This window comes from Streptomyces spongiae (genome assembly GCF_009377185.1).
Classification (GTDB): Bacteria; Actinomycetota; Actinomycetes; order Streptomycetales; family Streptomycetaceae; genus Streptomyces; species Streptomyces spongiae.
In genome coordinates this window covers 1-5526 of the sequence record NZ_VJZC01000635.1, presented here as the reverse complement: position 1 = coordinate 5526, position 5526 = coordinate 1, and the positions used below count along the sequence as shown (strand labels likewise).

General features: G+C 71.6%; 5 protein-coding genes. 2 read left to right on the top strand and 3 right to left on the bottom strand.

What is annotated here, in order from left to right:
• The 3 genes from FNH08_RS43410 to FNH08_RS43400 form a co-directional block, all read right to left on the bottom strand.
• Positions 1-1055, bottom strand: a 1055-nt coding sequence (locus tag FNH08_RS43410; RefSeq protein ID WP_194238827.1) for an FAD/NAD(P)-binding protein, incomplete at its 3' end; no start/stop codon positions are given.
• A gap of 179 nt (positions 1056-1234) precedes the next feature.
• Positions 1235-2878, bottom strand: a complete 1644-nt coding sequence (locus tag FNH08_RS43405; RefSeq protein ID WP_152777015.1) for an alkaline phosphatase D family protein — start codon at positions 2876-2878, stop codon at positions 1235-1237.
• 223 nt (positions 2879-3101) lie between these two features.
• Positions 3102-3746: an HNH endonuclease family protein gene (locus FNH08_RS43400; RefSeq protein ID WP_152777014.1), complete on the bottom strand. Its 645-nt coding sequence runs from the start codon at positions 3744-3746 to the stop codon at positions 3102-3104.
• Positions 3747-4245: 499 nt separating this feature from the next.
• Between FNH08_RS43400 and FNH08_RS43395 the strand changes: the two genes are divergently transcribed.
• Positions 4246-4833: a TMEM165/GDT1 family protein gene (locus FNH08_RS43395; protein WP_322726396.1), complete on the top strand. Its 588-nt coding sequence runs from the start codon at positions 4246-4248 to the stop codon at positions 4831-4833.
• Between the two features lie 217 nt (positions 4834-5050).
• Positions 5051-5526: HAD family hydrolase (locus FNH08_RS43390; protein ID WP_152777013.1), on the top strand; the 476-nt coding region annotated here is incomplete at its 3' end.

The following is a 5526-nucleotide window of genomic DNA, read 5'->3' as shown; positions in this document are numbered from 1 at the left end:
AGGGTGAGGAGGGGGAGGGTGAGGTCCTCCTGGCTGTTCCTCAGCACGCCCTCGTAGTAGACCGTCTCGACCTCCTTGGCCACCAACGGCCATATCTCCGTCCGGAAGTCGGGGGCCTCGCCCGAGTCCGCGCGTTTGCGGAAGCCCGCGATCACCTCGGGGGTGAGGACGAGCGGGGTGTGACGGCCGTACGGGCCCTTCGCATTGTCGCCGCGCGCCTGGTAGGGGACGCCGCGCCGGGAGCCCGCGTACAGGCGCGGCTCGCGGCCCGAGGGGAGGTAGCGCGGGCCCTGTGGACCGCGGACGAAACGGCCGCCGCGACCGGTGGTCAGCAGGGCCATGTGGTCGAAGAAGTTGAGGCCGAGGCCGCGCAGGAGGACCGGCTCGCCCGGGGAGAGGGAGGTGAGGTCCACGTCGGCCGGGTTGGCGGGCGGGATGTGGCGCAGTCCGTGCCGGGCCGCGTACGACGTGAGCTCGCGCTGGGCGCGGTCGGGGGCCGTGGGCAGGTGGCCCTGGGCGAGGACCACGGCGGACAGGCCGGTCAGCGTGCGGCCGGTGGACAGGGCGAGGGTCTGGCGGCCGTCGGGGGCGTCGTCCAGGCGGACCGCTCGCGCGGCGTGCACCTCGACCCGTATCGCGGGCGGCGCCTGGCGCACCACCTCGGTGAACACCCACTCCAGGTAACGCCCGTACTGGGCGCGGGTCGGGTACTCGTCGGGGCCCAGTTCGCCGGCCGCCCACGTGTGGAGGCTCGGCCCCGGGCGGATCGGGCCCGAGCAGTCCACGCTCTCGTCGGTGAACAGGGTCACCTGCGAGGCCACGGTGTTCATGAGCAGGTGGGGGGACTGTGCGGTGCGCCAGACCCGGCCGGGGCCCGGAGGCGAGGGGTCGACGACATGGACGGTCAACTGGGCGCCGGGCCACAGGAGTTCGGGCGCGGAGGCGCACAGGCGCTCCAGGACGCTGGTGCCGCGCGGGCCCGCGCCGACGACGGCGAGGGAGACGCAGAGGGACTCGGAGGAGCCCTCGGCGGATGCGGCGGTCGCTGCGGACAAGGCGTGTGACTCCCGTGCGTGGGGGCGCGGTGGGGCAAACCGCCCGCTGGAAGCGGACGGTCCGCATCATCATGCCGTCGTACGGGGCCGGAGCAGAGCCCTGGGGACACCGGGTGTGGGATGCCTCACGAGCATCACGGGCAACACGTGAGTGGAGGTGACAAAGGGGCGCAAGGCGGTTATCGGGGGGCGAGTTCGTACTCCGTCACCGTCTCCAGACGGGGTTTGCCGCCGTTCCGGGACGCCCGGGCCTGGTCGAGCCGCAGCCGGGCCGAACGGCCGCGTAGGGTCAGGGTCATCAACTGGTTGCCGAACCACGGGCCGCCCGTCCGGCGCCAGTCGAGGGAGGGCCGCTCACCGCGTCCGTGCCGCTCGAAGAAGCGGCCCAGGGCGCGTCCCACCCCGCTCCAGCCGAAGCGGAAGCCGAGCCGGATCGAGAGCGGGATGGAGTTGTGCACGGGGGAGCAGGTCAGCTGGAGCACCCGCGCACGAGGGCCGCTTCCCGAGGGCCAGGACGGCTCCGCGACATACGCGTGGTGCACGTCCCCGGAGAGCACGCACACCGTCGCCGGCGCCCGCTCACCCGACCCGGCCTCGGCGATCAGCGCCGCCAGAGCCTCGAACGACGCCGGGAACGCCGCCCAGTGCTCCAGGTCCGCCCGCCGCCGCAGGTCCTCTCCGAACCGCGCCCACCGCTCCCCGCGCTCGCCCCGGCACAGGGCGGCGTTCCATGCCTCGGCGTCGTGCACGAGGTGGGGCAGCAGCCAGGGGAGCGAGGTGCCGATGAGGAGGTGGTCGTACGAGCCGGGGTCACCGAGCACCTGCTCGCGCAGCCACCGTTCCTCGGCCGGGGCCAGCATCGAGCGGCCGCCCTCCTCCAGGACGCGCGCGGCCCGGGTGTCGACCATGAGCACGCGAACGCGTCCGAAGTCGCGACGGTAGCTCCAGCGGACCGCGGAGGGGTCTTCGTCGGCGCGGGCGGCGTGCGCGCGCAGCAGGTCGGTGCCGTCGGGGGCGTCCCGGACGGCGGCGTACAGCGGGTCGGCGGCCAGTTCGGCGGGGGAGAGGTTGCCGAGGTGCTGGTGGACCCAGTACGACACCAGCCCGCTCAGCAGCCGCTCGCGCCACCACGGGGTGGCCCGCATGTCGGCGAGCCAGGAGGCGCTGGTGTTCCAGTCGTCGACGACGTCGTGGTCGTCGAAGATCATGCAGCTGGGGACGGTGGAGAGCAGCCAGCGCACCTCCGGGTCGAGCCACGACTCGTAATAGAGGTGCGTGTACTCCTCGTAGTCCGCGACCTGGTCGCCGGGCGGCTCGGTGAGGTCGCGGCGTGCGGCGAGCCAGCGGCGGGTGGCGTCCGACGTCTCGTCCGCGTACACCTGGTCGCCCAGCAGCAGGAGCACGTCGGGGCGCTCTTCCGCGGGGTCGGCGGCGATACGGGCGGCGAGGGTGTCCAGGGCGTCCGGGCCGACCGGGTCGTTCTCGTCGGAGGGCGGGGCGGCCCAGCGGCAGGAGCCGAAGGCGACGCGGACGGCGTCCCCGTCGGGGGTGCGGATCTCGGAGGGCGGGAAGGGCGAGTCGGCAAGGGGCCACACAGGGGTCCCGTCGAGGAGGACCTCGTACGTGGACGCCGTGCCCGGACGCAGACCGGTCACCGTGATCAGCGCGTAGTGGTGGCCCGCCACCTGGAAGGTACGGGTCTCGCCGCGCGCTCCGTCGGCGCAGCGCACCTCGGCGGTGCACGGGCGGCTCGTCTCGACCCATACGGTCGCGGACGAGTCGTCCACGTATCTCAGCAGTGGTCCCAGCCGTAGCCCCGCCATCGGCGATCACTCTCCTCCGTCGACCCGTACGGTACGGAACGAGGGAGGTGAACGGGGAGGTTCCGGTGGTTCCGGTTCGGCCACGGCGGTGAGTGGCGGTGGGCGGCGGTACCGGGGTGAGGCCCGGGCGGGCGTGGGGGAAGGCCCGGGCCTCACCGCGGAGTCACGGGGCCGGACGGGCGCATGGCCCGCCCGGCAGCCGCAGAATGGCCGGAGGAACGGTTCAGCAGTTGGCGAGGTAGCTGGTCAGGGCGCTCTTCTCGGCCGAGTCGACCGACAGGTCGTAGTAGTACTTCACCTGGACCCAGGCGCGGACGTACGTGCAGCGGTAGGACGTGACCGACGGCATCCACTCGGCCGGGTCCTGGTCGCCCTTCGACTGGTTCACGTTGTCGGTGACGGCGATGAGCTGCGGGCGGGTCAGGTCGTTGGCCAGGGCCTGGCGCTCGGAGGTGGTCCACTCGCTGGCGCCGGAGTCCCAGGCCTCGGCGAGCGGGACCAGGTGGTCGATGTCGACGTCGGAGGCGGCGGTCCAGGTGGCGCCGTCGTAGGGGGAGAACCAGCTGCCGCTGGTGGCGGCGCAGGAGGAGTTGGTGACCACGTTCGTGCCGTCGCGCTTGAGGACCGTCTCGCGGGTGTTGCAGGCTCCGCTGATGGTGATCCAGTGCGGGAACAGGTCACGGTCGTAGCCCGTGCGGTCCTCGGCCGCCACCGTCAGGGTGGCGAGGTAGGAACGGGCGGTGGAGGCGCTGATGGGGGTGGGGAGCGCGGCGGAGGCGCTCGGGCCGTTGAAAAGTCCGGCCATGGCTATGAGGCCGGTGATGCCGGCGAGTACACTGAGGCGTCGACGCGCGTAGACCTTGCGCATGCGAACTCCCTTGTGGGTGGGGGCGGTTGCGGTGCGAGCAACGGAACTCTCGCGGCGCTCTGTTTCGTTCAGGTGAGCGTTCGGTGAGAAGCTAGTGACGCGTTCATGACAGAACAAGTCCCTCGCGTGTGCGGGTTTCCTGTGAGTTTTCCGAGCGAGGCTCTGACCTGCCCTTTTGCGGAGGGCGACGGAGAGGCCGGGATGAGGGTGTGCGACGGGGCGTCCGAGTCGTCCCGTACGATGGGCGGCGCAGAAGGGGAGTAGCTCTTCGCCGGACCGTCGACACACTGCTCAGCTTTGCTGGGCCGGCGCCCGGAGGCGGGTCCCGTCAGGGGACCGGCCAGCGAGACCTTCGGCAAGCAGTGCACCGCCCGTGCCGTCCGGTGCGGGCGTTCGCCCGTGTTTTTTGGCGCGGGTCTCCGTGTGTGCTGCCCTGCCGAGGTGTCGCGTTCAGCGGATGATCTTTCTCGGTGAGGCAGCCCCGATCGATTGAGAGATCGTGATCAGCTTCAGCGTCCTGGCGTTCGTCTTCGGCCTTGTCTTCCTCTCCGAGCTCCCCGACAAGACCGCCCTCGCCAGCCTCGTCCTGGGGGTCCGCTACCGCGCCTCGTACGTCTTCGCCGGTGTCGCCGCCGCTTTCGCCGTGCATGTCGCGCTCGCCGTCGCGGCCGGCAGTGTGCTGACACTCCTGCCGGAACGGATCGTGTCCGCGGTCACCGGCGTGCTGTTTCTCGGCGGTGCGGCCGTACTGCTGTGGAAGAAGGACGCGGAGGGCGACGACGAGAAGGTCCGCGAGCCCGAGAATCAGTCCTTCTGGAAGGTCTCGGGGGCGGGTTTCATGCTGATCCTGGTCGCCGAGTTCGGCGATCTCACGCAGATCATGACGGCCAACCTCGCGGCCCGGTACGACGACCCGCTCTCCGTCGGTCTGGGTGCGGTGCTCGCGCTGTGGGCCGTGGGCGGGCTCGGCATCCTGGGCGGCCACGCGCTGATGAAGCGGGTGCCGTTCCGGCTCGTCAGCCGGGTCGCGGCGCTGGTGATGGTGGGGCTGGGGGCGTGGAGTCTGTACGAGGCCCTGACCGGGTGAGGGGGCCTTCGGCGGTCTCGGGGTGACCTCGGGGGTGGCCTCGGGGTGCGGGCTTGTGCGACTTCCGTGAACGTGCAGGTCGGGAGTGGTGGCGTGGCGTGAGCCTGTTTTGTATCGTGTAGGAACAAAGTGGTCCCCGCTCGTTTTCCCTGACCGGCGGGCGGGGCCACCTTGTCCTTCCGGGGCCGTTCGCGGCCCCCTTCCCGTCTCCTGGAGCATGCCGATGACGGCCACCACCGTTCTGACCGCCCGCGCCCTCCTGCTCGACATGGACGGCACCCTCGTCAACTCGGACGCTGTCGTGGAACGGATCTGGCGACGCTGGGCCGACCGGCACGGGCTCGACGGTGACGAGGTCATGAAGGTGGTGCACGGGCGGCAGGGGTACGCCTCCATGGCCGCGCTGCTGCCTGACCGGCCGATGGAGCAGAACCACGCGGACAACGCGCGGATGCTGGTCGAGGAGACCGCGGACATGGACGGGGTCGTGGAGATACCGGGTGCGGGTGCGTTTCTGGCCTCGTTGGCCGGTGTGCCGCATGCGCTGGTGACGTCGGCGGATGTCGCGTTGTCCACCGCGCGGATGGGGGCGGCGGGGTTGCCGTTGCCGGATGTGCGGGTCACGGCGGAGTCCGTGGGGGCGAGCAAGCCCGATCCTGAGGGGTTCTTGAAGGGGGCGGCGGAGTTGGGGGT

What these genes read in the sequence shown, in the direction of transcription:
- FNH08_RS43400 (WP_152777014.1), bottom strand. Translation starts at nt 3,746, where the DNA reads ATGCGCAAGGTCTACGCGCGTCGACGCCTCAGTGTACTCGCCGGCATC.
- FNH08_RS43405 (WP_152777015.1), bottom strand. Translation starts at nt 2,878, where the DNA reads ATGGCGGGGCTACGGCTGGGACCACTGCTGAGATACGTGGACGACTCG.